The 26,889-nt window shown below is 55.4% G+C and carries 22 protein-coding genes and 1 riboswitch; of the genes, 10 read left to right on the plus strand and 12 right to left on the minus strand.

All coding sequences use genetic code 11. The annotated features are described in order from the left end of the window. Positions 1 to 97 precede the first annotated feature (97 nt). Entirely contained in the window at positions 98 to 4,126 is a 4,029-nt protein-coding gene (gene rpoB / locus F384_RS21935) for a DNA-directed RNA polymerase subunit beta (RefSeq protein ID WP_046493744.1), read from the plus strand. Positions 4,127 to 4,202: 76 nt separating this feature from the next. Continuing rightward, positions 4,203 to 8,426 carry a DNA-directed RNA polymerase subunit beta' gene (rpoC, locus tag F384_RS21940; protein ID WP_046493747.1) on the plus strand — a complete coding sequence of 1,408 codons (4,224 nt, stop codon included), beginning with the start codon at positions 4,203 to 4,205 and terminating at the stop codon, positions 8,424 to 8,426. Positions 8,427 to 8,599: 173 nt separating this feature from the next. On the opposite strand, the gene F384_RS21945 is transcribed toward rpoC, so the two are convergent. The 10 genes from F384_RS21945 to F384_RS21990 form a co-directional block, all read right to left on the minus strand. Next, positions 8,600 to 8,917 (minus strand): PTS lactose/cellobiose transporter subunit IIA, encoded by a 318-nt coding sequence (locus F384_RS21945; protein ID WP_046493751.1) that lies wholly within the window; start codon positions 8,915 to 8,917, stop codon positions 8,600 to 8,602. A gap of 1 nt (position 8,918) precedes the next feature. After that, positions 8,919 to 9,227: a PTS sugar transporter subunit IIB gene (locus tag F384_RS21950; RefSeq protein WP_046493755.1), complete on the minus strand. Its 309-nt coding sequence runs from the start codon at positions 9,225 to 9,227 to the stop codon at positions 8,919 to 8,921. Between the two features lie 181 nt (positions 9,228 to 9,408). Further along, positions 9,409 to 10,947 carry a sensor domain-containing diguanylate cyclase gene (locus F384_RS21955; RefSeq protein ID WP_046493758.1) on the minus strand — a complete coding sequence of 513 codons (1,539 nt, stop codon included), beginning with the start codon at positions 10,945 to 10,947 and terminating at the stop codon, positions 9,409 to 9,411. Positions 10,948 to 11,292: 345 nt separating this feature from the next. Continuing rightward, positions 11,293 to 12,426: a 2-iminoacetate synthase ThiH gene (gene thiH, locus F384_RS21960; RefSeq protein WP_046493761.1), complete on the minus strand. Its 1,134-nt coding sequence runs from the start codon at positions 12,424 to 12,426 to the stop codon at positions 11,293 to 11,295. Then, on the minus strand, positions 12,423 to 13,193 hold the full coding sequence (gene thiG, locus F384_RS21965; protein WP_046493764.1) for a thiazole synthase: 771 nt from the start codon (positions 13,191 to 13,193) through the stop codon (positions 12,423 to 12,425). Before thiG ends, thiH begins: the two co-directional genes overlap by 4 nt. Before the next feature lies 1 nt (position 13,194). Then, positions 13,195 to 13,395 carry a sulfur carrier protein ThiS gene (gene thiS, locus F384_RS21970; RefSeq protein WP_046493766.1) on the minus strand — a complete coding sequence of 67 codons (201 nt, stop codon included), beginning with the start codon at positions 13,393 to 13,395 and terminating at the stop codon, positions 13,195 to 13,197. Next, a complete protein-coding gene (locus tag F384_RS21975) occupies positions 13,376 to 14,134 on the minus strand; it encodes a HesA/MoeB/ThiF family protein (protein WP_046493768.1) in 759 nt (252 codons plus the stop codon). The genes thiS and F384_RS21975 overlap by 20 nt, the downstream gene beginning before the upstream one ends. Further along, entirely contained in the window at positions 14,127 to 14,762 is a 636-nt protein-coding gene (gene thiE / locus F384_RS21980; RefSeq protein WP_046493770.1) for a thiamine phosphate synthase, read from the minus strand. The genes F384_RS21975 and thiE overlap by 8 nt, the downstream gene beginning before the upstream one ends. Beyond that, positions 14,762 to 16,663 (minus strand): phosphomethylpyrimidine synthase ThiC, encoded by a 1,902-nt coding sequence (thiC, locus tag F384_RS21985; protein ID WP_046493772.1) that lies wholly within the window; start codon positions 16,661 to 16,663, stop codon positions 14,762 to 14,764. Before thiC ends, thiE begins: the two co-directional genes overlap by 1 nt. Positions 16,664 to 16,747: 84 nt before the next feature. Continuing rightward, positions 16,748 to 16,973: riboswitch (TPP riboswitch) on the minus strand. A 51-nt stretch (positions 16,974 to 17,024) separates the two neighbouring features. Next, positions 17,025 to 17,513: an Rsd/AlgQ family anti-sigma factor gene (locus F384_RS21990; protein WP_046493774.1), complete on the minus strand. Its 489-nt coding sequence runs from the start codon at positions 17,511 to 17,513 to the stop codon at positions 17,025 to 17,027. Positions 17,514 to 17,610: 97 nt separating this feature from the next. On the opposite strand from F384_RS21990, the gene nudC reads away from it, so the two are divergent. From nudC to F384_RS22020, 6 genes are all read left to right on the plus strand, one after another. Beyond that, positions 17,611 to 18,384: an NAD(+) diphosphatase gene (gene nudC, locus F384_RS21995; RefSeq protein ID WP_046493776.1), complete on the plus strand. Its 774-nt coding sequence runs from the start codon at positions 17,611 to 17,613 to the stop codon at positions 18,382 to 18,384. Between the two features lie 168 nt (positions 18,385 to 18,552). Then, complete coding sequence (gene hemE / locus F384_RS22000; RefSeq protein WP_046493778.1) at positions 18,553 to 19,617, plus strand: uroporphyrinogen decarboxylase; 1,065 nt, start codon at positions 18,553 to 18,555, stop codon at positions 19,615 to 19,617. Between the two features lie 9 nt (positions 19,618 to 19,626). After that, positions 19,627 to 20,298 (plus strand): deoxyribonuclease V, encoded by a 672-nt coding sequence (gene nfi / locus F384_RS22005; RefSeq protein WP_046493780.1) that lies wholly within the window; start codon positions 19,627 to 19,629, stop codon positions 20,296 to 20,298. A gap of 41 nt (positions 20,299 to 20,339) precedes the next feature. Then, positions 20,340 to 20,930, plus strand: a complete 591-nt coding sequence (locus F384_RS22010) for a YjaG family protein (protein WP_046493782.1) — start codon at positions 20,340 to 20,342, stop codon at positions 20,928 to 20,930. Positions 20,931 to 21,116: 186 nt separating this feature from the next. After that, positions 21,117 to 21,389, plus strand: coding sequence for a nucleoid-associated protein HU-alpha (gene hupA, locus F384_RS22015; protein ID WP_001044509.1), 273 nt, complete (start codon positions 21,117 to 21,119; stop codon positions 21,387 to 21,389). A gap of 12 nt (positions 21,390 to 21,401) precedes the next feature. Beyond that, the gene (locus F384_RS22020) at positions 21,402 to 22,097 is read left to right on the plus strand and encodes a DUF1481 domain-containing protein (RefSeq protein WP_046498498.1); all 696 of its coding nucleotides are present in this window, start codon (positions 21,402 to 21,404) and stop codon (positions 22,095 to 22,097) included. Positions 22,098 to 22,183: 86 nt separating this feature from the next. On the opposite strand, the gene zraP is transcribed toward F384_RS22020, so the two are convergent. Then, a complete protein-coding gene (gene zraP / locus F384_RS22025; protein WP_046498501.1) occupies positions 22,184 to 22,618 on the minus strand; it encodes a zinc resistance sensor/chaperone ZraP in 435 nt (144 codons plus the stop codon). A 250-nt stretch (positions 22,619 to 22,868) separates the two neighbouring features. Here zraP and zraS point away from each other — a divergent pair, with 250 nt between their 5' ends. Beyond that, the gene (zraS, locus tag F384_RS22030) at positions 22,869 to 24,275 is read left to right on the plus strand and encodes a two-component system sensor histidine kinase ZraS (protein WP_046493799.1); all 1,407 of its coding nucleotides are present in this window, start codon (positions 22,869 to 22,871) and stop codon (positions 24,273 to 24,275) included. Further along, positions 24,272 to 25,597, plus strand: a complete 1,326-nt coding sequence (zraR, locus tag F384_RS22035) for a sigma-54-dependent response regulator transcription factor ZraR (RefSeq protein ID WP_046493801.1) — start codon at positions 24,272 to 24,274, stop codon at positions 25,595 to 25,597. Before zraS ends, zraR begins: the two co-directional genes overlap by 4 nt. Here the strand turns inward: zraR and purD are convergent. Further along, a complete protein-coding gene (purD, locus tag F384_RS22040) occupies positions 25,594 to 26,883 on the minus strand; it encodes a phosphoribosylamine--glycine ligase (protein ID WP_046493804.1) in 1,290 nt (429 codons plus the stop codon). The two genes, zraR and purD, sit on opposite strands and share 4 nt — an antisense overlap. Positions 26,884 to 26,889: the final 6 nt, after the last annotated feature.

Consider the following 26,889-nt stretch of genomic DNA (forward strand, 5'->3'; position numbering starts at 1 on the left):
CGGAAAGTATTCGATTTTCCGGTCAACAAAATAGTGTTGCACAAACTGTCCGCTCAATGGACAGATGGGTCGACTTGTCAGCGAGCTGAGGAACCCTATGGTTTACTCCTATACCGAGAAAAAACGTATTCGTAAGGATTTTGGTAAACGTCCGCAAGTACTGGACATACCTTATCTCCTTTCTATCCAGCTTGACTCGTTTCAGAAGTTTATCGAGCAAGATCCTGAAGGGCAGTATGGTCTGGAAGCTGCCTTCCGTTCCGTATTCCCAATTCAGAGCTACAGCGGTAATTCCGAGCTGCAATACGTCAGCTACCGCCTTGGCGAACCGGTGTTTGACGTTCAGGAATGTCAGATCCGTGGCGTGACCTATTCCGCACCGCTGCGCGTAAAATTGCGTCTGGTGATCTACGAGCGCGAAGCGCCGGAAGGCACCGTTAAAGACATTAAAGAACAAGAAGTCTACATGGGCGAAATTCCGCTCATGACTGACAACGGTACCTTTGTTATCAACGGTACTGAGCGTGTTATCGTTTCACAGTTGCACCGTAGTCCGGGCGTCTTCTTTGACTCCGACAAAGGTAAAACCCACTCTTCGGGTAAAGTGCTGTATAACGCGCGCATCATTCCTTACCGTGGTTCCTGGCTGGACTTCGAATTCGATCCGAAGGACAACCTGTTCGTACGTATCGACCGTCGCCGTAAACTGCCTGCGACCATCATTCTGCGTGCGCTGAACTACACCACCGAGCAGATCCTGGATCTGTTCTTCGAAAAAGTTATTTTCGAGATTCGCGACAACAAGCTGCAGATGGAGCTTGTGCCGGAACGCCTGCGTGGTGAAACCGCCTCCTTCGATATCGAAGCTGACGGTAAAGTGTACGTTGAGAAAGGCCGCCGCATTACGGCGCGTCACATTCGCCAACTGGAAAAAGATGATATCAAACACATCGAAGTTCCGGTTGAGTACATTGCAGGAAAAGTATCCGCAAAAGATTACGTTGATGCTTCCACTGGCGAGCTGATCTGCCCGGCGAACATGGAGCTGAGCCTGGATCTGCTGGCGAAACTGAGCCAGTCTGGTCACAAACGTATCGAAACCCTGTTCACCAACGATCTGGACCACGGCCCGTACATTTCTGAAACCGTACGCGTCGACCCAACCAACGATCGTCTGAGCGCGCTGGTAGAAATCTACCGCATGATGCGCCCGGGTGAACCGCCGACACGTGAAGCGGCTGAAAGCCTGTTTGAGAATCTGTTCTTCTCTGAAGACCGTTATGACCTGTCTGCGGTCGGTCGTATGAAGTTCAACCGTTCTCTGCTGCGCGACGAAATCGAAGGTTCCGGTATCCTGAGCAAAGACGACATCATTGAAGTGATGAAGAAGCTCATTGATATCCGTAACGGTAAAGGCGAAGTCGATGATATCGACCACCTCGGCAACCGTCGTATCCGTTCCGTAGGCGAAATGGCGGAAAACCAATTCCGCGTTGGCCTGGTGCGTGTTGAGCGTGCGGTGAAAGAGCGTCTGTCTCTGGGCGATCTGGATACCCTGATGCCTCAGGACATGATCAACGCCAAACCGATTTCTGCCGCAGTGAAAGAGTTCTTCGGTTCCAGCCAGCTGTCTCAGTTTATGGACCAGAACAACCCGCTGTCTGAGATTACGCACAAACGTCGTATCTCTGCACTCGGCCCAGGCGGTCTGACTCGTGAACGTGCCGGCTTTGAAGTTCGAGACGTACACCCGACTCACTACGGTCGCGTATGTCCTATCGAAACACCTGAAGGCCCGAACATCGGTCTTATCAACTCCCTGTCCGTGTACGCACAGACTAACGAATATGGTTTCCTTGAGACGCCGTACCGTCGCGTTGTTGATGGCGTGGTGACTGATGAGATTCATTACCTGTCTGCTATTGAAGAAGGTAACTTCGTTATCGCTCAGGCGAACTCCAACCTGGATGACGATGGCCACTTCGTAGAAGATCTGGTTACCTGCCGTAGTAAAGGCGAATCCAGCTTGTTCAGCCGTGATCAGGTTGACTACATGGACGTTTCCACCCAGCAGGTGGTTTCCGTCGGTGCGTCCCTGATCCCGTTCCTGGAACACGATGACGCCAACCGTGCATTGATGGGTGCGAACATGCAACGTCAGGCGGTTCCGACTCTGCGCGCTGATAAGCCGCTGGTTGGTACCGGCATGGAACGTGCTGTTGCCGTTGACTCCGGTGTAACCGCGGTGGCTAAACGTGGCGGTACCGTTCAGTACGTGGATGCGTCCCGTATCGTTATCAAAGTTAACGAAGACGAGATGTACCCGGGCGAAGCAGGTATCGACATCTACAACCTGACCAAATACACCCGTTCTAACCAGAACACCTGTATCAACCAGATGCCGTGTGTGTCTCTGGGTGAGCCGGTTGAACGTGGCGACGTGCTGGCTGACGGTCCGTCTACCGACCTCGGTGAACTGGCGCTGGGTCAGAACATGCGCGTGGCGTTCATGCCGTGGAACGGTTACAACTTCGAAGACTCCATCCTCGTCTCCGAGCGTGTTGTCCAGGAAGATCGTTTCACCACCATCCACATTCAGGAACTGGCGTGCGTGTCCCGTGACACCAAGCTGGGGCCAGAAGAGATCACCGCTGACATCCCGAACGTGGGTGAAGCTGCGCTCTCCAAACTGGATGAATCCGGTATCGTTTATATCGGTGCGGAAGTGACCGGCGGTGACATTCTGGTCGGTAAGGTAACGCCGAAAGGTGAAACCCAGCTGACGCCGGAAGAGAAACTGCTGCGTGCGATCTTCGGTGAGAAAGCGTCTGACGTTAAAGACTCTTCTCTGCGCGTACCAAACGGTGTTTCCGGTACGGTTATCGACGTTCAGGTCTTTACGCGTGATGGCGTAGAAAAAGACAAACGTGCGCTGGAAATCGAAGAGATGCAACTGAAGCAGGCGAAGAAAGACCTGTCTGAAGAACTGCAGATCCTCGAAGCTGGCCTGTTCAGCCGTATCTACGCTGTGCTGGTTTCCGGTGGTGTTGAAGCTGAGAAGCTCGACAAACTGCCGCGTGACCGCTGGCTGGAACTCGGTCTGACCGACGAAGAGAAACAAAATCAGCTGGAACAACTGGCTGAGCAGTACGACGAACTGAAACACGAGTTCGAGAAAAAACTCGAAGCGAAACGCCGCAAAATCACTCAGGGCGACGATCTGGCACCGGGCGTGCTGAAGATCGTTAAGGTATACCTGGCCGTTAAACGCCGTATCCAGCCTGGTGACAAGATGGCAGGTCGTCACGGTAACAAGGGTGTAATTTCTAAGATCAACCCGATCGAAGATATGCCGCACGATGCTAACGGTACGCCGGTAGACATCGTACTGAACCCGCTGGGCGTACCGTCTCGTATGAACATCGGTCAGATTCTGGAAACCCACCTGGGTATGGCTGCGAAAGGTATCGGCGATAAGATCAACGCCATGCTGAAACAGCAGCAGGAAGTCGCGAAACTGCGCGAGTTCATCCAGCGTGCGTACGATCTGGGCGCTGACGTTCGTCAGAAAGTTGACCTGAATACCTTCAGCGATGAAGAAGTTCTGCGTCTGGCTGAAAACCTGCGCAAAGGTATGCCAATCGCAACGCCGGTGTTTGACGGTGCGAAAGAAGCGGAAATCAAAGAGTTGCTGAAGCTGGGTGACCTGCCGACTTCCGGTCAGATCACGCTGTTCGACGGCCGTACGGGTGAGCAGTTCGAGCGTCCGGTAACCGTAGGTTACATGTACATGCTGAAACTGAACCACCTGGTCGACGATAAGATGCATGCGCGTTCTACCGGTTCTTATAGCCTGGTTACTCAGCAGCCGCTGGGTGGTAAGGCTCAGTTCGGTGGTCAGCGCTTCGGGGAGATGGAAGTGTGGGCGCTGGAAGCTTATGGCGCGGCATACACCCTGCAGGAAATGCTCACCGTTAAGTCTGATGACGTGAACGGTCGTACCAAGATGTATAAGAACATCGTGGACGGCAACCATCAGATGGAACCGGGCATGCCGGAATCCTTCAACGTACTGTTGAAAGAGATTCGTTCGCTGGGTATCAACATCGAGCTGGAAGACGAGTAACTCTCGCTCAAACAGGTCACTGGTGCTGGCGTAACCGCCAGCACCAGATTGTGCTAACTCCGACGGGAGCAAATCCGTGAAAGATTTATTAAAGTTTCTGAAAGCGCAGACTAAAACCGAAGAGTTTGATGCGATCAAAATTGCTCTGGCCTCGCCAGACATGATCCGTTCATGGTCTTTCGGTGAAGTTAAGAAGCCGGAAACCATCAACTACCGTACGTTCAAACCAGAGCGTGACGGCCTTTTCTGCGCCCGTATCTTTGGGCCGGTAAAAGACTACGAGTGCCTGTGCGGTAAGTACAAGCGCCTGAAACACCGTGGTGTGATCTGTGAGAAGTGCGGCGTTGAAGTGACCCAGACTAAAGTACGCCGTGAGCGTATGGGCCACATCGAGCTGGCATCCCCGACAGCTCACATCTGGTTCCTGAAATCACTGCCGTCCCGTATCGGTCTGCTGCTCGATATGCCGCTGCGCGATATCGAACGTGTTCTGTACTTCGAATCCTATGTGGTTATCGAAGGCGGCATGACAAATCTGGAACGCCAGCAGATCCTGACTGAAGAACAGTATCTGGATGCGCTGGAAGAGTTCGGTGACGAATTTGACGCGAAGATGGGTGCGGAAGCTATTCAGGCCCTGCTGAAGAGCATGGATCTGGAGCAAGAGTGTGAAACTCTGCGCGAAGAGCTGAACGAAACCAACTCAGAAACCAAGCGTAAGAAGCTGACCAAGCGTATCAAACTGCTGGAAGCGTTCGTACAGTCTGGCAACAAGCCAGAGTGGATGATCCTGACCGTTCTGCCGGTTCTGCCGCCAGATCTGCGTCCGCTGGTTCCGCTGGATGGTGGTCGTTTCGCAACGTCCGATCTGAACGATCTGTATCGTCGCGTGATCAACCGTAACAACCGTCTGAAACGTCTGCTGGATCTGGCGGCGCCGGACATCATCGTACGTAACGAAAAACGTATGCTGCAGGAAGCGGTTGACGCCCTGCTGGATAACGGTCGTCGCGGTCGTGCGATCACCGGTTCTAACAAGCGTCCTCTGAAATCTTTGGCCGATATGATCAAAGGTAAACAGGGTCGTTTCCGTCAGAACCTGCTCGGTAAGCGTGTTGACTACTCCGGTCGTTCTGTAATCACCGTAGGTCCATACCTGCGTCTGCATCAGTGCGGTCTGCCGAAGAAAATGGCACTGGAACTGTTCAAACCGTTCATTTACGGCAAGCTGGAACTGCGTGGCCTCGCCACCACCATCAAAGCCGCGAAGAAAATGGTTGAGCGTGAAGAAGCTGTCGTTTGGGATATCCTGGACGAAGTTATCCGCGAACACCCGGTACTGCTGAACCGTGCGCCAACCCTGCACCGTTTGGGTATCCAGGCGTTTGAACCGGTTCTGATCGAAGGTAAAGCTATCCAGCTGCACCCGCTGGTTTGTGCGGCATATAACGCCGACTTCGATGGTGACCAGATGGCTGTTCACGTACCGCTGACGCTGGAAGCCCAGCTCGAAGCGCGTGCGCTGATGATGTCTACCAACAACATCCTGTCTCCTGCGAACGGTGAGCCAATCATCGTTCCTTCTCAGGACGTTGTATTGGGTCTGTACTACATGACCCGTGACTGTGTTAACGCCAAAGGCGAAGGCATGGTGCTGACTGGCCCGAAAGAAGCTGAGCGTATTTATCGCGCTGGCCTGGCCTCTCTGCATGCGCGCGTTAAAGTGCGTATCACCGAATACGAAAAAGATGCTAACGGCGAGTTCGTTGCGCACACCAGCCTGAAAGACACGACCGTTGGCCGTGCCATTCTGTGGATGATCGTACCGAAAGGTCTGCCTTTCTCCATCGTCAACCAGGCGTTGGGCAAGAAAGCGATCTCCAAAATGCTGAACACTTGCTACCGTATTCTGGGTCTGAAACCGACCGTTATTTTTGCGGACCAGACGATGTACACCGGCTTTGCTTATGCAGCGCGTTCAGGTGCATCCGTTGGTATCGATGACATGGTCATCCCGGAGAAAAAACACGAGATCATCTCTGAAGCGGAAGCGGAAGTTGCTGAGATCCAGGAGCAGTTCCAGTCTGGTCTGGTAACCGCTGGCGAACGCTACAACAAAGTTATCGATATCTGGGCCGCGGCGAACGATCGTGTATCCAAAGCGATGATGGACAACCTGCAAACCGAAACCGTGATTAACCGTGACGGCGTAGAAGAGCAGCAGGTTTCCTTCAACAGCATTTACATGATGGCCGACTCCGGTGCGCGTGGTTCTGCTGCACAGATTCGTCAGCTTGCCGGTATGCGTGGTCTGATGGCGAAGCCAGATGGCTCCATCATCGAAACGCCAATCACCGCGAACTTCCGTGAAGGTCTGAACGTACTCCAGTACTTCATCTCCACGCACGGTGCGCGTAAAGGTCTGGCGGATACCGCACTGAAAACAGCGAACTCCGGTTACCTGACGCGTCGTCTGGTTGACGTTGCACAGGACCTGGTCGTCACTGAAGACGACTGCGGTACCCTGGAAGGCATCACCATGACGCCGGTTATCGAAGGTGGCGACGTGAAAGAGCCGCTGCGCGATCGCGTTCTGGGTCGTGTGACTGCGGAAGACATTCTGAAGCCGGGTACGGCGGACATTCTGGTTCCACGCAATACGCTGCTGCACGAACAGTGGTGTGACCTGCTGGAAGCGAACTCCGTTGACTCTGTGAAAGTCCGCTCTGTTGTATCCTGTGACACCGACTTTGGTGTATGTGCGCACTGCTATGGTCGTGACCTGGCGCGTGGCCACATCATCAACAAAGGTGAAGCCATCGGCGTTATCGCGGCACAGTCCATCGGTGAGCCGGGTACACAGCTGACGATGCGTACGTTCCACATCGGTGGTGCGGCATCTCGTGCGGCTGCTGAATCCAGCATCCAGGTGAAAAATAAAGGTAGCATCCGTCTGAGCAATGCGAAGTCGGTTGTGAACTCCAGCGGTAAACTGGTTATCACCTCCCGTAACACTGAGCTGAAACTGATCGACGAATTCGGTCGTACCAAAGAAAGCTATAAAGTGCCTTACGGCTCTGTGATGGCGAAAGGTGATGGTGAGCAGGTTGCTGGCGGTGAAACCGTAGCAAACTGGGATCCGCACACCATGCCGGTTATCACGGAAGTGAGTGGTTTTGTCCGCTTCACTGACATGATCGACGGTCAGACCATTACGCGTCAGACCGACGAACTGACCGGTCTGTCTTCTCTGGTGGTTCTGGATTCCGCAGAACGTACTGCGGGTGGTAAAGACCTGCGTCCTGCGCTGAAAATCGTTGATGCTCAGGGTAACGACGTTCTGATCCCGGGTACCGATATGCCTGCGCAGTACTTCCTGCCAGGTAAAGCGATTGTTCAGCTGGAAGATGGCGTACAGATCAGTTCTGGTGACACCCTGGCGCGTGTGCCGCAGGAATCCGGCGGTACCAAGGATATCACCGGTGGTCTGCCGCGCGTTGCGGACCTGTTCGAAGCACGTCGTCCGAAAGAGCCGGCAATCCTGGCTGAAATCAGCGGTATCATTTCCTTCGGTAAAGAAACCAAAGGGAAACGTCGTCTGGTTATCACCCCGGTAGACGGTAGCGATCCGTACGAAGAGATGATTCCGAAATGGCGTCAGCTCAACGTATTCGAAGGTGAACGTGTAGAACGTGGTGACGTGGTTTCCGACGGTCCGGAAGCGCCGCACGACATTCTGCGTCTGCGTGGTGTTCATGCTGTAACTCGTTACATCGTTAACGAAGTTCAGGACGTATACCGTCTGCAGGGCGTTAAGATTAACGATAAACACATCGAAGTTATCGTTCGTCAGATGCTGCGTAAAGCCACCATCGAAAGCGCAGGTAGCTCCGACTTCCTGGAAGGCGAACAGGTTGAATACTCTCGCGTCAAGATCGCTAACCGCGAACTGGAAGCGAATGGCAAAGTGGGCGCAACGTTCTCCCGCGATCTGCTGGGTATCACCAAAGCGTCTCTGGCAACCGAATCGTTCATCTCTGCCGCATCGTTCCAGGAGACCACGCGTGTCCTGACCGAAGCAGCCGTTGCGGGTAAACGCGACGAACTGCGTGGCCTGAAAGAGAACGTTATCGTAGGTCGTCTGATCCCGGCGGGTACCGGTTATGCGTACCATCAGGACAGGATGCGTCGCCGTGCTGCGGGTGAACTCCCGGCCGCACCGCAGGTGACTGCAGAAGATGCCTCCGCCAGCCTGGCAGAACTGCTGAACGCAGGTCTGGGTGGTTCTGACAACGACTAATCGTTGACTGCCCGGCGGTGAAAATTGCCGGGCAAAGGAAGCGTAGGTCGGGTAAGCGTAGCGCCACCCGACAACAAAAAACCCGCCTTGGCGGGTTTTTTTACGTCTGCATTATTTTAGTTTGTAGGCCGGATAAGTCGCTTGTGACGCCATCCGGCAAAACATGATGCGTATTAATTTACCGGCGGCAAGCGGCGATACAGCTCAATCATGTCGCCCGCCAGATCCTGAATCACCATCGCGTTCATCAGATGGTCCTGCGAGTGGACGGTGATCAGATTCACCGGAAGCTTACCGGTTCCTTCATCAATACCGATCAGCTGCGTCTGGATTTTATGCGCCAGCCTGACGAAATCGCGCGACTCTTCCATCGCCTGTTCTGCACCGGCAAAGTCGCCCTTGCGGGCCAGTTGCAGGGCAGTCAACGCCTGACTACGCGCCGAACCGGCATTAACCAGCAGCTCCATAATGATGGTTTCTAACTCTTCCATGTTATGACTCCATCAGCTTCAGGGCTTTTTCCAGAACGGCATCGCCTTTCATCATGCCGTAATCCATCATGTCGATCACCGCGACCTTCTTACCAAGCGGATCGGCCAGTGCCTGCAATTTCGCCTGTTCGTACTTGACCTGCGGACCCAGCAGGACGATATCCGCCGTGGCAATAATCTCTTTAAATTCAGCGACGGGCACGGCTTTGATTGTCACCTCGACCCCTTTCTTTTGAGCGGCGTCTTTCATTCGTTGTACCAGCATGCTGGTGGACATACCGGCGGCACAGCATAAAACGATATTCTTCATAGTTCGCTCTCACGGTTCGTTGATACCTCATCTTTAGTCTGAGGCTGTGATGAGAACAACCGCCTTACCGTGAATGTGTGTAAAGCATCACAAAGAAATCGCACAAATAATGAAACCGGTTGCGGTTTTTCTCAAATTGGAAAAAGCCCATCGTAACGGGTGTTGCAGAGAAGGAGAAAGACTAGCGATTCGCGATGATGATCCGGTTTTTTCCTTCCTGCTTGGCTTTGTATAGCGCTTCATCAACGCGCATGATCAGTTGTTCCTGAGCCTCCAGATTCCATTCCCCGAGTCCGGCGCTAAAGGTGACGTGCAGACCCTCTTCACGCCAGGAGCGCTTCTCGACCTCAATACGCCAGCGCTCCACCAGGGTATGTGCGTTGTTCAGTGGCTCACCCGAGAACAGCACGGCAAACTCCTCGCCGCCATAACGATAAACGGAAACGGCGGCAGGTTGCATGATCTGAATCCCTTCGCGCGCGACGTTGCGCAGGACGATGTCACCATTCAGATGGCCCCAGGTATCGTTGATAGACTTAAAGTTATCAATATCCACCAGTGCCAGGGCGAACGGTTGATGATCGTTCATCAGCGCGGCGATATCGCTGTCGAATGCGCGGCGGTTTTTGCAACCGGTCAGGGCATCAATGGTCGCTTGTCGAACGTAAGCCAGTTCGCGCTCTTTATTGGACTCGATAGCTTTGCTCAACATCGCTTCAAGGCGTGGTGCGCGTTTAACATCGCCGGTCTTGATCGCGTTGATGATGTTCATCAGCACCGTGCGTGAAGCGTGGCGTAGATAGAGACCAAACAGCGCAATGATGATCGCCGCGAGGGCAAATCCCCAGACCACAATGTTGGTCTCGTGGCGTGTCAGGTCGACGAGGGTTGTCTCTGAAACCCGATAAATCACAAACCAGTCCGGGTTGGTGAACGAATAATAGTAGTACCAGTCCTCGGTGTCCGGGTCGTAGAGGTGTCCTTCACCGCTGGTCATCCGGCTCATGATTTTTTTACTGACATACTGTTTAAACAGCGCGCCCGTATCCGGATGCAGCACCACTTTTCCATCACGGTCGACCACAAAAAATTCGCCCTGGACGGGAGCCACCATCTGACGCAGCGCGTAACCCATCGACGTCAGATCAAGGTGAAACGCAATCGTACCTTTCATTTTCCCTTCGGGAGAGATGACCGGTTTGAAGATCGTGACCGTTGGGTGGTGCGTGAAATAATCAATATAGGGCGCGGTATAATTGCTGAACGTACTGGCTTCAGCCTGATCCATAAACCAGGGGCGCGATTTCACATCGAACGTTTTACTGCGTTCGGTGTTCTGCACCTGGGGGGCGCGCAGATAATGACCTTCGGTATCCACCAGTGAGATCGAGGAGACTGACGGCATCAGCGTCTGCAATTGCATGATGGTTTTCAACCCCTCTTCCGGATCGAGGCTCACCGTGTCGTTCAGGTGGTCATTGCGAGAAAAGTAAGTCGCCGCACGACCCAGAATATAATCATTTTCGCGCAGCAAAGACTCGGTATAGTTCACCGCCAGGTTATGAGTGAAGTTCCGATTAATGCCATGATAATCTTCAAGAAAATCACTCTTCTGCGTAAAGGTAATGAATATGGCGATCAGTACAAAGCTGAGTATGATTCCCGTAAAGCTCACCAATATAGGCGTCGTGAATGAAAGTTTTCTGTTATGACCAGCCATTACGTTAACGTATCCAGAAAGTGTAAATCCTGAAGAGAAGTGCGAAGTGAAACCAGCAACGTGGCTCTGCATATCAGGAAAGAATGTAGGCAATTATAATATCGTGAAGATAAGTCGAGATGATTTATCTTAAGATGTGTCCCTCTCTGTGGCCATTTAGGGCTGAAATTGGTGTTTAATATTGCTGATTTCGGCGAAGGCAGGGCGAAACGAGGAAGAAGCTTTTCGCCCTGGACAGCGCTACGGCTGACGGTGATACGTTAAAAAAGTGAGAGGCTGACGACAACCTCTCGTTTTCTCTTTTTCGTCGCGGCTCGTAAAAGGGTTACCCGTTTGCATGACGGTTCATAGCCTTTGCGAAGCGCGCCCCAGATACGCATCCCAGTCCTTCCACACCGGTTGTAGCCCCTGCGCGGAGAGCGCGTTGGCGACGGTTTCTGGGCGACGGTTGTCATGTGGCGCAAACTGTTCCAGTTCGGGATGATCGTCCGCATACCCGCCGGGCTGGGTTTTCGAGAACGCGCTGACATTGTTAATCGCCAGCGGGATCACGTGGTCGCGAAACCAGGGCGATTCCCGTGTAGACAGCGACAACTCAATCTCCGGAGCCAGCAGACGGAACGCGCAAATGGTTTGCACCAGTTGGCGCTCATCCATGAGTGAGGCGGGTTCAATACCGCCAGCGCATGGACGCAGGCGCGGAAACGAAATCGAGTAGCGACTCTGCCAGTAGTGCTGCTGAAGCCACAACAGATGCTCAGCAACCATGTAGCAATCCACCCGCCAGTTGTCGGAAAGGCCAATCAGCGCACCGAGTCCGATCTTGTCGATACCTGCGCGTCCCAGTCGGTCCGGGGTTTCCAGACGCCAGAAGAAATCCTGTTTTCTCCCTTTCAGATGGTGCTGCGCATACATCGCTTCGTGATAGGTCTCCTGATAGACCATCACCCCGTCGAGCCCCAGCGTTTTCAGTTCGGCATATTCTGCCTCGGCTAACGGCTGCACTTCCATGTGCAGCGACGAAAACTGCTGGCGAATGGTAGGCACGTGGCGACGAAAATAGTCCATCCCGACCTTTGCCTGATGCTCGCCGGTGACCAGCAGGAGATGTTCGAAACCCAACTCGCGGATCGCCGCGCACTCCCGGACAATTTCCGCCTCATCCAGCGTTTTGCGCTTGATGCGGTTGCTCATCGAAAAACCGCAGTAGCTACAGTCGTTAGCACACAGATTGGAGAGATACAGCGGGACGTAAAAGCTCACCGTATTGCCAAAGCGCTGGCGGGTGAGCGTCTGTGCCCGCTGCGCCAGCGGTTCGAGGTATGTGCTCGCGGCAGGAGACAGCAGCGCCATCATATCGTCGCGACTGGGGCGGGACGCATTTAGCGCTCGTTCGACATCAGCAGACGTTTTGCTATTGATGCGCAGGCGGATGTCGTCCCAGTCGAGTTGTCGCCAGCGGTCAGTGAACGTTTTCATGCCGAAGCCTCCAGGAAACCGGTCAGCGGGCTGGTGGCCTGCGCCTGGCGGCTGCGACGACCCGGTCCGGCCTGCCGCGCCAGAAGACCCGCTTCCACCGCCAGACGGAAGGCGCGGGCCATCATCACCGGATCGTCTGCTACGGCAATCGCTGTATTCACCAGCACCGCATCTGCGCCCATTTCCAGCGCCTGCGTGGCATGGCTGGGTACGCCAATTCCTGCATCCACTACCACCGGAACGGTGGACTGCTGGATAATGATCTCCAGCATGGCCCGGGTTTCCAGGCCCTGATTAGAGCCAATCGGCGCGCCGAGCGGCATCACCGCTGCGCATCCCACCTCTTCCAGCCGTTTGCACAGCACCGGATCCGCACCGCAATAGGGAAGCACCACAAATCCTTGTTTTACCAGCGCGTCGGCGGCTTTCAGCGTTTCAATCGGGTCCGGCAGCAACCAGCGCGCATCGGGATGAATTTCCAGCTTCAGCCAGTGGGTACCGAGCGCCTCGCGCGCGAGTTGTGCGGCAAAGATCGCCTCTTCCGCCGTTTTCGCCCCGGACGTGTTGGGTAGCAGGGTGACGCCCGCGTCGAGAAGCGGGGCCAGAATGGCGTCATTGTGTTGGCGTAAGTCCACACGCTTCATGGCCAGCGTCACCAGTTGACTGCCAGAGGCGCGGATCGCGTCAATCATTAAGGCCGGTGACGCAAATTTACCCGTGCCTGTGAACAAATGTGAATCAAACGTTTTGTCTGCAATACGTAACATTTCAGCCCCCTGCGATAACCTGAAAAAGCAGGATCTGGTCGCCTTCCTGCACGATGTGCTGCTCCCACTGTTCGCGGGGCAGGATCTGTTGATTCAGCGCCAGCGCGGCACCGGGTTTTAACTGCTTCAACTGAGTCAGTAGCGTATGTACAGAGAGTCCGTCTGCGCACTGCATCGGCTCATCATTGAACTGGATTCGCATGTCGTCCTCCACATACCGGACACCCGCTGGCGCGGCGTAATGCCAGACTGCGCCACTGGCTGGTTTTACCGTCAAACAGACGCAACTCGCCAGCGGGCGTGTCCATACCGCTGAGGAGTTTGATCGCCTCCAGCGCCTGTAACGTCCCCATCACACCGACGACGGGACCGACAATGCCCGCCGTACGGCAGTTGCGTTCGGGCTCTGCGGCGTCCGGCCACAAACAGCGGTAGCAGCCTTGCGTCCAGGGTGGCGTCAGTACCATCAACTGGCCGCCAAAACCGACCGCGCTGGCGGTGATAAGCGGGGTATCAAGCGCCACGCATGCGGCGTTAATCTCCTGACGCGTTGCCATGTTGTCGGTACAGTCGAGTACCACATCCGCTTGCGCCACCGCATGGCTGAGCGCCTCGCCACTCAGACGTTGCGGTAGCGAGAGCAGGTTGATATCCGGATTGAGTCGCGCCAGTCGCTGCTGTGCGACCTGCGATTTCGCGCGGGCAATGTCATCCGTGGTGAACAGGATCTGCCGTTGCAGATTACTGAGATGAACGTCATCGTCGTCAGCCAGCACCAGCGTACCGACACCGGCACCCGCCAGATACAGCGCGGCCGGGGAGCCTAATCCCCCCAGCCCGACGATCAGTACGCGGCTGGCGAGCAGCTTTTGTTGTCCGTCGATGGCGATATCGTCCAGCAGGATCTGACGGCTATAGCGCATAAAGTCACGGTCATTCATCGCCTGCTCCTGCTATCGCCAGCAACTGCGCGGTTGCCGCGCGCCAGTCCGCCGCCTGGGTAATGGCGCTGACCACCGCAATGCTTCCTACGCCAGTCGCCAGTACCGCCGGTGCGCGCTCCAGACTGATCCCGCCAATGGCGACGGTTGGGTAATCGTGCAGACGGTCGATATGCCGTGCGAGTTGTTCCAGTCCCTGCGGCGCAGATGGCATCTGCTTGGTCTGTGTCGGGAAGACATGGCCCAGTGCGATGTAGGAGGGACGTGCCGCCAGCGCCACGTCGATCTCCATGTCGTCGTGCGTCGAGACGCCAAGGCGTAATCCCGCCGCCTGGATCGCGTTCAGATCGGTGGTTTCCAGGTCTTCCTGACCCAGGTGCACGCCATACGCACGGTGTTTGATCGCCAGTCGCCAGTAATCGTTAATAAACAGGCGGGCATTAGCGTTCCGCCCCAGTTCGATGGCGGCCATCACGTCGGCTTCCACGTCTTCATCGCGCTTATCTTTGATGCGCAACTGAAGCGTGCGCACGCCAGCGTCGAGCAGACGTGCGATCCACGCCACGCTGTCGACAACCGGATAGAGGCCAAGACAAAACGGAACCGTTGGGAAATCAGGCTGAACCATCAGGCTTCCTCCCGTTTGAGGTAGATTTCACCGCCTTTGGCGCGGAAGTTTTCTGACATATCCGCCATGCCCACTTCGATGGTTTGCGCTGCCGCGTAGTCGCGGACCTCCTGGCTGATTTTCATTGAGCAGAATTTCGGGCCACACATGGAGCAGAAGTGCGCCACTTTGCCGGACTCCTGTGGCAATGTTTCATCGTGGTAGGCGCGGGCGGTGAACGGATCGAGCGCCAGGTTGAACTGATCCTCCCAGCGGAATTCGAAGCGCGCTTTCGACATCGCGTTATCACGAATTTGCGCACCCGGATGCCCCTTCGCGAGGTCGGCGGCATGAGCAGCAATCTTGTAGGTAATCAGCCCCTGTTTTACATCCTCTTTGTTCGGCAGACCGAGGTGCTCTTTTGGCGTGACGTAACAGAGCATCGCGCAGCCAAACCAGCCGATCATCGCCGCGCCAATCCCCGAGGTGAAATGGTCGTAACCCGGTGCGATATCGGTGGTCAGCGGCCCGAGTGTATAGAACGGCGCTTCGTGGCAGTGCTCCAGCTCTTCGGTCATGTTGCGACGGATCATCTGCATTGGCACATGACCAGGGCCTTCAATCATCACCTGCACATCATATTCCCAGGCGATCTTCGTCAGTTCACCCAGCGTATGCAGTTCCGAGAACTGCGCCTCGTCGTTGGCGTCCTGAATGGAACCGGGGCGCAGGCCGTCACCGAGCGACAGCGCAACGTCATACGCGGCGCAGATTTCGCAAATCTCGCGGAAGTGCTCATACAGGAAGTTTTCTTTGTGATGAGAGAGACACCATTTCGCCATGATCGAACCGCCGCGCGAGACAATCCCCGTCAGGCGTTTTGCGGTCATCGGCACATAGCGCAGCAGCACACCGGCATGGATGGTGAAGTAGTCTACGCCCTGTTCAGCCTGCTCCAGCAGCGTATCGCGGAAGGCTTCCCAGGTCAGATCTTCGGCGATCCCGTTAACCTTCTCCAGCGCCTGGTAGATCGGTACGGTGCCGATCGGCACCGGGCTGTTACGCAGGATCCACTCGCGGGTTTCGTGAATGTAGCGGCCAGTGGAGAGATCCATCACGGTGTCCGCTCCCCAGCGTGTTGACCACACCAGTTTCTCCACTTCTTCTTCGATAGAGGAGGTGACGGCAGAGTTACCGATGTTGGCATTCACTTTCACCAGGAAGTTACGGCCAATAATCATCGGCTCAGATTCCGGGTGGTTGATGTTGGCGGGAATGATCGCCCGTCCGGCGGCCACTTCGTCACGCACAAATTCCGGCGTGATGTTTTCCGGTAGTCGCGCGCCGAATCCCTCGCCCGGATGCTGCTGGCGTAACACTTCGCTGCGGATACGCTCACGGCCCATGTTTTCACGGATGGCGATAAACTCCATTTCCGGGGTCACGACGCCCTGGCGGGCGTAGTGCAACTGGGTTACGCACTTGCCCGCTTTGGCGCGTTTTGGCGTCAGTAGTCCGGTGAAGCGAAGTTTATCAAGGCCATCATCGGCCAGGCGTTCTTTGGTGTACGCCGAGCTGCGGTCGGTCAGTTCCTCGCTGTCATGGCGAGCATCAATCCACGGTTGACGCAGCTTCGCCAGACCCTGCTGAACGTTAATCGCCACTTCCGGATCGCCATACGGGCCGGAGGTGTCGTACACAGGCACCGCTTCGTTCTCTTCAAACTGCGGATTCTCTTTGCTGCCGCCGATGAGCGTCGGGCTAAGCTGGATCTCACGCATCGGAATGCGGATATCCGCTTGTGAACCCGTGATATAGATTCGTTTTGAGTTCGGGAAAGCGGTGCCTTCCAGGGTATCGATGAAGTGTTGTGCTTGCGCGCGTTGTTCGCGGCGGGACAATTTAGGTGTAGTTGCAGACATAGCTCATTCCAAAAAGTAAGGAGATGGCTTGTCAGACGACGGAGGAGTAATAGATGTGCGCCGCCCATAAAGGCTTACGCATAAAGCAGAATTACTCTTGTTCCCTTCGCAGGTTTTAACCTGATCAGGTTCCGCGGATCCCGAATTAACGGTCTCAGCCTTTTCCACTTCATCTTTCGCGCTGCCTCTTCGTTGGCTTTGCCCGCTTACTCCCGTCACTTACTGATGTAAGCTCCAGGAGGTTCACTGACGTGCCGCCTTGACGCATCACGAATGCTATTGTGGAAAATAAGCACTCCGACAAGATAACGCCCCTCCGAAGAGGGGGACGTTTGTAAATTACGCGCTAAACGCGCAGAACTCAAGCAGGACGTTTGATGACGGCGTTGTCGTGCATGGCGTCAAATACCAGCATGATAAGCTTATCTTCAAGGGCAAACCGGGCTTCCAGCGCTTCGCCAAGATCGGACAGAACCTGTTGAAACTCCAGGCAGTTATCGTGATCTATCGCCGTTTCCAGGCTGGAGTCATAATAGTCCATGATGCGTTGTGTGTTAGCTTCCAGTAGCGGCCAAATTTTTGTCGCTTTTAAAAGCTGCCCGTTGCCTTCCAATTTATGAAGAATACGTTCATAAATACTGAAGTGTCCGGTGGAGAGATAATCGACCAGGCTCTGACAAAAATCATCCAGCGCTTTTTCATTCAGCTGCATGTACGATTCTTTGCCAGGCTTAATGCCAACCAGATTGTAGTAAGCCACGAGCAGGTGCTTACGTATATGTAGCCAGCGATCAACCAGTTTGTTACTTCCTCTGACGCGCTCTGTCAGGTCTTCCAGCTGGTTTAGCATGATTGACTCCGCAAGTGTAGATTTTAAAACTGCTCACGCAGGAATTGTAAAAATAATGTTATCAACATGCCAGTGAAGCAAAGGTAGTGCAAGAGCTATGGATCGTATTATTGAAAAATTAGACAGCGGCTGGTGGATAGTCAGCCATGAGCAAAAATTATGGTTGCCTCACGGCGAATTGCCACATGGCGATGCGACAAATTTCGATCTTGTCGGGCAGCCTGCGCTGCGTATCGGAGAGTGGGAAGGCGAGCCCGTCTGGCTGGTACAACAGCACCGGCGGCACGAAATGGGATCGGTTCGCCAGGTACTCGATCAGGATGTGGGCCTGTTTCAACTGGCGGGGCGCGGTGTGCAGCTGGCCGAGTTTTATCGATCGCATAAGTTCTGCGGTTACTGCGGACACCCCATGCATCCCAGTAAAACCGAATGGGCGATGCTCTGTACCCACTGCCGCGAACGTTACTATCCGCAAATCGCCCCCTGCATTATTGTCGCGATTCGCCGTGATGATTCCATCCTGCTTGCCCAGCACGTACGCCACCGTAACGGCGTGCATACCGTGCTCGCCGGATTCGTTGAGGTGGGCGAAACCCTGGAGCAGGCGGTAGCGCGTGAGGTAATGGAAGAGAGCGGCATCAAAGTGAAAAACCTGCGCTATGTGACCTCGCAGCCGTGGCCTTTCCCGATGTCGCTAATGACCGCATTTATGGCGGAGTATGACAGCGGCGAGATAGTCATCGACCCGAAAGAGCTGCTGGAGGCTAACTGGTATCGTTACGATGATTTACCGCTCCTGCCGCCGCCAGGCACCGTTGCACGGCGTCTGATCGAGGATACCGTGGCAATCTGTCGGGCTGAGTATGAATGAATCACGTGATACACTTCATCCTTCAAAGTGGCCCTTCGTTGACTGCCTTCAATCACCCCAGTCACTTATCTGAGTAAGCTCCTGGGGATTCATTCAGTTGTCGCCTTGCTCCACTCTGAATGATTTTGTGTATACACTGACGGCCTGACGCAATAAGGAACTGCAAAAATGACCGAACTGAAAAACGATCGTTATCTGCGTGCGCTGCTGCGCCAGCCCGTTGATGTTACCCCGGTATGGATGATGCGCCAGGCGGGCCGCTATTTACCGGAATATAAAGCCACCCGTACTGAGGCGGGTGATTTTATGTCGCTGTGCAAAAATGCTGAGCTGGCCTGCGAAGTGACACTCCAGCCGCTGCGCCGTTATCCGCTTGATGCGGCGATCCTCTTCTCCGATATCCTGACCATTCCGGATGCAATGGGGCTGGGCCTCTATTTTGAAGCCGGCGAAGGCCCGCGTTTCACTGAACCCGTGGCCTGCAAAGCCGACGTCGATAAATTGCCAATTCCTGATCCGGAAGATGAACTCGGCTACGTGATGAACGCGGTACGCACGATTCGTCGCGAACTGAAAGGCGACGTGCCGCTGATTGGTTTCTCCGGCAGTCCGTGGACGCTGGCGACCTACATGGTCGAAGGCGGAAGCAGCAAAGCCTTTACCGTGATTAAAAAGATGATGTACGCCGACCCGAAAACGCTGCATGCGCTGCTCGATAAGCTGGCGAAGAGCGTCACGCTGTATCTCAATGCTCAAATCAAAGCGGGTGCGCAGTCGGTGATGATTTTTGACACCTGGGGTGGCGTGCTGACCGGGCGCGATTATCAGCAGTTCTCGCTCTATTACATGCACAAAATTGTCGATGGCCTGCTGCGTGAGAATGAAGGGCGTCGTGTGCCCGTCACGCTGTTTACCAAAGGCGGCGGACAATGGCTGGAGGCGATGGCGGAAACCGGCTGCGATGCGCTCGGACTCGACTGGACCACCGACATTGCCGATGCGCGTCGTCGTGTCGGGCACAAAGTGGCTTTGCAGGGCAATATGGACCCGTCGATGCTCTATGCGCCTGCGGCGCGTATCGAAGAAGAGGTGGCGACGATCCTCTCCGGTTTCGGTCAGGGCGAGGGCCACGTTTTTAACCTCGGCCACGGCATTCATCAGGACGTGCCGCCAGAACATGCTGGCGTTTTTGTGGAGGCGGTGCACCGCTTATCTGCGCAGTATCATAAATAGGGCGTCAGTATGGATCTCGCGTCGCTACGTGCTCAGCAGCTTGAACTGGCCTCATCGGTGATCCGTACGGATCGTTTCGATAGCTCGCCACCGGATCTGATAGCCGGCGCCGACGTGGGGTTTGAGCAGGGCGGAGAGGTGACGCGAGCCGCGATTGTGTTGCTGAAATATCCCTCGCTGGAACTGCTCGAATACCAGGTGGCGCGCATCGCCACCACCATGCCCTATATTCCTGGCTTTCTCTCCTTTCGCGAAACTCCCGCGCTGCTGGTTGCGTGGGAACAGTTGTCGCAAAAACCGGATTTGGTGTTTGTGGATGGGCACGGCATCTCCCACCCGCGCCGCCTCGGCGTGGCCAGCCACTTTGGGCTGCTGGTGGATGTACCGACCATTGGCGTGGCGAAAAAGCGGCTGTGCGGCACATTTGATCCCCTCGGCGCTGAACCTGGCGCACTGGCGCCGCTGATGGATAAAGGCGAACCGCTGGCGTGGGTCTGGCGCAGCAAAGCGCGCTGTAATCCTCTGTTTATTTCTACCGGCCATCGCGTGGGGCTGGACAGCGCTCTGGCGTGGGTACAGCGCTGCATGAACGGCTATCGTCTACCCGAGCCGACCCGCTGGGCGGATGCCGTGGCATCAGAACGTCCGGCGTTTATGCGATGGCAGGAAATTCAACCCTGATTGATGTACACTGCCGCTAATTTCTGATTTGAGAATTCATCATGTTACAAAACCCGATTCATCTGCGTCTGGAACGTCTGGAAAGCTGGCAGCATGTCACTTTTATGGCCTGTCTGTGTGAGCGCATGTACCCGAACTATGCCATGTTCTGCCAACAGACCGGGTTTGGCGATGGGCAGGTGTACCGTCGTATTCTGGACCTGATCTGGGAGACGCTGACGGTCAAAGACGCGAAAGTGAATTTCGACAGCCAACTGGAGAAGTTTGAAGAAGCGATCCCGACGGCTGATGATTATGACCTGTACGGAGTTTATCCGGCCATTGATGCCTGCGTGGCGTTAAGCGAATTGGTGCATTCTCGTCTGAGCGGTGAGACGCTGGAACACGCCATTGAAGTCAGTAAGACCTCCATTACCACGGTTGCGATGCTGGAAATGACCCAGGCTGGTCGAGAAATGAGCGATGAAGAGCTCAACGGTAACCCGGCGGTGGAGCAGGAGTGGGATATTCAGTGGGAAATATTCCGACTTTTAGCAGACTGCGAAGAACGCGACATTGAGCTGATAAAAGGGCTTAGAGCAGACCTGCGTGAGGCTGGTGAGAGCAATATCGGTATAAATTTGCAGCAGTAAGACACGAAAACGTGATTTAACTTCTGAATTGTCGTACCTGGAGGCTTCCCTTCCGCCCCCCGTCTGGTCTACATTTGGAGGGCGAAAAAAAGTGGCTATCGGTGCGTGTATGCAGGAGAGTGCTTTTCTGGCATTTCCGTCGCACTCGATGCTTAGCAAGCGATAAACACATTGTAAGGATAACTTATGAACAAGACTCAACTGATTGATGTAATTGCAGACAAAGCAGAACTGTCCAAAACCCAGGCTAAAGCCGCTCTGGAATCCACTCTGGCTGCTATTACTGAGTCTCTGAAAGAAGGCGATGCTGTACAACTGGTTGGTTTCGGTACCTTCAAAGTGAACCACCGTGCTGAGCGCACTGGCCGCAACCCGCAGACCGGTAAAGAAATCAAAATCGCCGCAGCTAACGTACCGGCGTTTGTTTCTGGTAAAGCACTGAAAGACGCAGTTAAGTAAGACCGCGTGGCTGTGAACAGTTTTAATGAAGGGGCGGTTTCGCCCCTTTCGTCTGTCTGGCGTCGCATGTTGACGTTAGCGGGCGTGCTGTTGCTGACGGCCTGTAGCCATAACAGCTCTCTTCCACCGTTTACCGCCAGTGGGTTTGCTGATAACCAGGGCGCGGTGCGTATCTGGCGCAAAGATGCCGCAGATGGCGTCCATTTGCTTTCCGTCTTTAGCCCGTGGCGTAATGGCAGTACCACAACCAGCGAGTACCGCTGGCAGGGTGATTCCCTTTCACTGATAGAACTCAATATTTATAGCGAACCGCCGGAACATATCCGCGTGCGTTTTGACGATCGTGGCGAGCTGAGCTTTATGCAGCGCGAAGTCGATGGCCATAAACAGCAGTTGTCGAACGATCAAATCGAATTATACCGTTATCGTGCCGAGCAGATCCGCCAGACCAGCGATGCATTGCGTCAGGGGCGGGTGGTATTGCGTCAGGGACGCTGGCATGCCGCTGAACATGCGGTTACCACCTGCGAAGGCGAGACGATTAAGCCGGATTTAGACGCCAGGGCGATGAGTCATATTGAGCGCCGCCAGAGCCGTTCATCTGTTGATGTCAGCGTGGCGTGGCTGGAGGCGCCCGAAGGGGCACAGCTTCTGCTGGTGGCGAATTCCGACTTCTGCCACTGGCAGCCGAAAGAAAAAACGTTTTGAATGCCTGATGGCGCTACGCTTATCAGGCCTACAGCGTGTCTGACGTAGGCCGGATAAGGCAAAGCCGCCATCCGGCCATCAGCGATTTACCAGTGTCCCATTCCCATGTGGCCGCCACGACCACCGCATCCGCCGTAACCCATCCCCATATCGCCAGAGACACCGGCCTGAGCCATGGCGACGTCCCGTTTCACTCGCTGTTCATCCAGTGACTGTCTTAAGGATTCCATTTCTTTCGCCACCGCATTGATTTTGGCGGTATCCGGCGGATTCGTCGCTAACAGCGCGTTGTACTCATAGCGTTTGGACATCAGTTGTTGGCGCAGGGCGTTAGTCTGGTTGTAAAAATCATTGTGGATTTTCTGCGCGGTAGCCTGCTGCTCCGCGCTCAGCCCACTGCCATTCTGTTGCCACATGCCGCCGCCGTTCCCCCAGTGGTGCCGCGCCAGTGCGGGGCTGGAGCCCAGTACCATCAGAGACAGGGCGATCAGTGCCAGGCCTGCTTTCGTGTTCCGTTTCATCATTTATCCTCCTGTGGGTGGTCTTATCTTCCGTATTGCATCTTCCGTGCCAGGCCGATTTTTCCCACCCGGCGCGGGTTCTGGCGACGCGCGGCGCAGTAAGTCGAGTAAAAATGACTCGCCAGAAAGATGAATCGGGTCATTTTTACCCGGTGGTGTCGGCAGTTTGTGTCACAAGACCGGGATACGGGCCGCGAAAAGTGGCATGATTTCTGCTGAAACAAGGAAGGGATTGAACCACTGAGAGCAGATGAGAATTATGCGAGGACATAAGGATACGGTCGCCCGATGGTTGAGCGGGGTGCTACCCGCCGTCATCCTGATTCTGGTTGGGCTATTTGCCGTGATGGTGATCCGCGATTACGGGCGTGAAAGTGACGCGGCGCGTCAGACGCTGCTGGAAAAGGGCAGCGTGCTAATCCGCGCGCTGGAGTCGGGGACACGCGTCGGGATGGGCATGCGGATGCATCATGCCCAGCAGCAAACGCTGCTCGAAGAGATGGCGGGGCAGCCTGGCGTACTGTGGTTTGCCGTGACGGATGCGCAGGGCAACGTGATAATGCACAGCGATCCCGCCCAGGTCGGGAGAACGCTCTACACGCCAGCAGAAATGCAAACATTACATCCGGGAGAAGAGGCGCGCTGGCGTCCGGTTGACGCGACGGATGCGCAAGGGGAACCCGTTCCGGCGCTGGAGATCTATCGTCAGTTCCAGCCGTTGTTTTTCCCGGGGCGGCACGGCATGCGCGGGATGTCGCGTGGTAATGGCGGAATGTCTGACGCTGTCCATCAATCTATTTTTATCGCCTTTGATGCCAGCGATTTGGCCGTGACGCAGGCGCGTGAGTGGCGCAATACGCTGATCATGCTTTTCGCGCTGACCACCGTGCTACTGGCGACCCTCCTGACGTTTTTCTGGTATCGACGATACCTGCGTTCTCGCCAGCTTTTGCAGGATGAGATGAACCGTAAAGAGAAGCTGGTGGCGCTCGGACATCTGGCGGCAGGCGTCGCGCATGAGATTCGTAATCCACTGTCGTCCATCAAAGGGCTGGCAAAGTACTTTGCTGAGCGCGCGCCGGCGGGCGGTGAAGCACATGAACTGGCGCAGGTAATGGCAAAAGAGGCTGACCGTTTAAATCGGGTGGTAAGCGAACTACTGGAACTGGTGAAGCCCGCACATTTATCCCTGCAGTCGGTGGATCTCAATGCGGTGATTGGTCATTCTCTGCAACTGGTCAGCCAGGATGCGCAGAATCGGGCGATCGATCTGCAATTTGTGCCTGACCCTGCGCTACCGCTCATTCAGGCCGACCCGGACCGGCTGACGCAGGTACTGCTGAATCTTTATCTGAATGCAATTCAAGCCATCGATAGTCAGGGGACCATTCGCGTGGAGGCCAGCACAAGCGGAGCCGATCGCGTTAAAATCACCGTTGCCGACAGCGGGAAAGGGATTGCGCCGGAACAACTGGCCGCCATTTTTACCCCTTACTTCACGACCAAAGCGGACGGTACGGGGCTGGGACTGGCGGTGGTACAGAACATCATTGAACAGCATGGCGGGACGATTCAGGCCGACAGCCTGCCAGGCAAGGGCGCAACGTTCACCCTTTGGCTCCCGGTGACGTTAACACGTAAGGATTCGCAAGGATGATTCGCGCAAAGATCGACATTCTGGTGGTGGATGACGACGTCAGCCACTGCACCATTTTACAGGCATTACTACGAGGATGGGGCTATGACGTCGCGCTGGCCTACAGTGGACGAGCCGCACTCGAGCTGGTGCGTGAGCACGTCTTTGACCTCGTGCTGTGCGATGTACGCATGGCGGAGATGGACGGCATCGAGACGCTGAAAGAGATCAAAGCGCTGAACCCGGCCATTCCGGTGCTGATCATGACGGCGTTTTCCAGCGTGGAGACGGCGGTAGAGGCGCTGAAAACCGGCGCGCTGGATTACTTAATCAAACCGCTGGATTTTGATCATCTACAAACGACGCTGGAAAACGCGCTGGCGCATACGCGAGAGTCCGCCAGCGAGCTGCCCTCCGTTTCCGCCTCGCAGTTTGGGATGGTTGGCAAAAGCCCGGCGATGCAGCAACTGTTGAGCGAGATTGCGATGGTCGCCCCTTCGGATGCGACAGTGCTGATTCATGGCGACTCCGGCACCGGGAAAGAGCTGGTGGCGCGCGCGTTGCATGCCAGTAGCGCGCGGAGCGACAAACCGCTGGTGACGCTGAACTGCGCGGCACTCAACGAGTCGCTGCTGGAATCGGAGCTGTTCGGCCATGAAAAAGGGGCGTTTACCGGTGCCGACAAACGCCGGGAAGGACGTTTTGTCGAAGCCAACGGCGGCACGTTATTTCTTGATGAGATTGGCGATATCTCGCCGATGATGCAGGTGCGGTTACTGCGGGCGATTCAGGAACGCGAAGTTCAGCGCGTGGGCAGCAATCAGACGCTCTCGGTTGATGTCCGTCTGATTGCCGCGACCCACCGTGACCTGGCGCAAGAGGTGCAGGCCGGGCGCTTTCGTCAGGATCTCTACTACCGCCTGAACGTGGTGACGATTGAAACGCCAGCGCTGCGTCAGCGGCAGGAAGATATCCCCCTGCTGGCTGACCACTTTCTCCAGCGGTTTGCTAAACGCAACCGTAAGGCGGTGAAAGGGTTTACCCCGCGAGCCATGGATCTACTGATTCACTACGACTGGCCGGGGAATATTCGCGAACTGGAAAATGCGATTGAACGTTCGGTGGTCCTGCTGACCGGCGAATATATCTCTGAGCGCGAGTTGCCGCTGGCGATTGCGAGTCAGCCGCTGCCGCTTGTGACGGATCAGGCCATTCAGCCGTTGGTCGAAGTCGAAAAAGAGGTGATTCTGGCGGCGCTGGAGAAAACGGGCGGCAACAAAACGGAAGCCGCCCGTCAGTTAGGGATTACGCGAAAGACGCTGTTGGCGAAACTCTTGCGTTAGTGCTGTTCACGTTCGATGGCGCGCCAGCCGATATCTTTACGGCAGAAACAGTCGTCCCAGTGGATAGCGGTCATTAAGGCATAGGCACGTTTCTGCGCGTCGGCCACGGTGTCACCCAGCGCGGTAACGCACAGCACGCGACCCCCGCTGGTGACGACCTGATCGTCATCGGCAAGTTTGGTCCCTGCGTGGAACACTTTACCGTCTGCCACATCTTCCAGCGGCAGACCGTGGATCACGTCGCCGGTGCGATAATCACCAGGATAGCCGCCTGCCGCCATCACGACGCCGAGCGAGGCGCGTTCATCCCACTCGGATTTTTGCTCATCCAGTTTGCCTTCGCAGGCGGCCAGGCAGAGTTCAACCAGATCGGACTTCATGCGCAGCATGATAGGCTGCGTTTCCGGGTCACCAAAGCGGCAGTTGAATTCAATCACCTTCGGATTGCCCTGTTGGTCGATCATCAGACCGGCATACAGGAAACCGGTATAGGTGTTGCCTTCTGCCGCCATGCCTTTCACGGTAGGCCAGATGATGCGTTCCATCGTGCGCTGGTGGACGATATCCGTGACCACCGGAGCTGGGGAGTAAGCACCCATCCCGCCGGTGTTCAGGCCGGTATCGCCATCGCCGACGCGTTTATGATCCTGACTGGTCGCCATCGGCAAGACGTGCTCGCCGTCGACCATTACGATGAAACTCGCTTCTTCGCCGTCGAGGAACTCTTCAATTACGATGCGATGACCCGCATCGCCAAACGCGTTGCCTGCCAGCATGTCATGCACGGCGGCTTCGGCTTCTTCCAGCGTCATTGCGACAATCACGCCTTTACCGGCAGCCAGACCGTCAGCCTTAATGACGATCGGCGCGCCTTTCTCACGCAGATAAGCCAGCGCTGGCTCGATCTCCGTAAAGTTCTGGTATTCAGCCGTCGGGATCTGGTGACGTGCAAGGAAATCCTTGGTGAACGCTTTGGAGCCTTCCAGTTGTGCCGCGCCTGCGGTTGGACCGAAGATGTTCAGGCCCGCCGCACGGAAGGTATCGACCACGCCTTTCACCAGCGGCGCTTCCGGGCCGACGATCGTCAGGTCGATCTTTTCACTCTGAGCAAAACTCAGCAGCGCCGGAATGTCGGTTGCGCTGATGGCGACGTTTTGCAGCGTCGGTTCCAGCGCGGTACCGGCATTACCTGGTGCGACAAACACGGTGGCCACTTTTGGTGACTGAGCGGCTTTCCACGCCAGAGCGTGCTCGCGCCCGCCGTTTCCGATAACTAATACTTTCATGTCTCG

Source organism: Citrobacter amalonaticus Y19 (assembly GCF_000981805.1).
GTDB lineage: Bacteria > Pseudomonadota > Gammaproteobacteria > Enterobacterales > Enterobacteriaceae > Citrobacter_A > Citrobacter_A amalonaticus_C.